Below are 904 nucleotides of genomic sequence, written 5' to 3' on the forward strand. Positions count from 1 at the left end.
TGGTATCGTAACTGAACTTTTACCGAATGCGATGTTTCGCGTAAAACTGGAAAATGATCATGAAATTATTGCTCATACCGCTGGAAGAATGCGCAAAAATCGTATTCGTATGTTAGCTGGTGATAAAATCATGGTTGAAATGACGCCCTATGATCTAACAAAAGGCCGCATTATATATCGCTATAAGTAGTTCATCTGTGGTTGTTACTTTTTCTAAAAGCAGCAATAGTGTTCCTAAAAGCCTTTATCTTGCTTCCAAGAGCAAAAATCGTCCTGGAAATGCGTTATATGAGGGAGTAAAGAATATCAGAGGTCTCTCAAAAAAGAAAATCAGGGATGCTAAACGCATTGGCTAGTCGTTTAAAATCATTCTGAGGGGGTGGAAATGGAAGTCATAAGAAAAACTTTCTTTAAAAAATCTCGTTTGGAAGAAACCTCCTTAGAGGAAATCCAATTGATACTTGCTTCCGCTTCGCCCCGTCGCTTGGCTCTCTTAGCACAAATTGGTCTTGATCCCCATCAGGTTTATGCAACCAATATCGATGAAACACCAAAATTAAGAGAACATCCTGCAAATCTTGCAAAACGTTTGGCAAAGGAAAAAGCTCTTAAAGCACAAGAAACTTTTCTATGGCGCGATCAAAGCAGTGGAGAAAAAGTATCAGCGCAGAAAATAGTCATCTTGGCCGCTGATACTGTGGTTGCTGTTGGGCGTACTATTCTTCCCTCACCAGAAAGCGAAGATGAGGCTTATGAATGTTTGCGCTTCCTTTCTGGACGTGCACACAAAGTCTATGGCGCTGTTTGTGCGCTTAATGAATGCGGAAAAATAACCGTAAAATTGGTCGAAAGTTGTGTCCGTTTTAGACGGTTGACCTCTCCCATGATGGAGGCCTATCTTTAT

At 40.7% G+C, this 904-nt stretch carries 2 protein-coding genes; both read left to right on the plus strand.

Going from position 1 to position 904, the window contains the following annotated elements:
* Positions 1 to 190 (plus strand): translation initiation factor IF-1 (infA, locus tag ACFINZ_RS09730; RefSeq protein WP_375701412.1); only part of this gene is annotated, 190 nt, incomplete at its 5' end.
* 195 nt (positions 191 to 385) lie between these two features.
* Positions 386 to 904 (plus strand): Maf family protein (locus tag ACFINZ_RS09735; protein WP_375701413.1); only part of this gene is annotated, 519 nt, incomplete at its 3' end.

The organism is Bartonella sp. AA81SXKL (genome assembly GCF_042196945.1).
In the GTDB taxonomy this organism is placed as follows: domain Bacteria; phylum Pseudomonadota; class Alphaproteobacteria; order Rhizobiales; family Rhizobiaceae; genus Bartonella.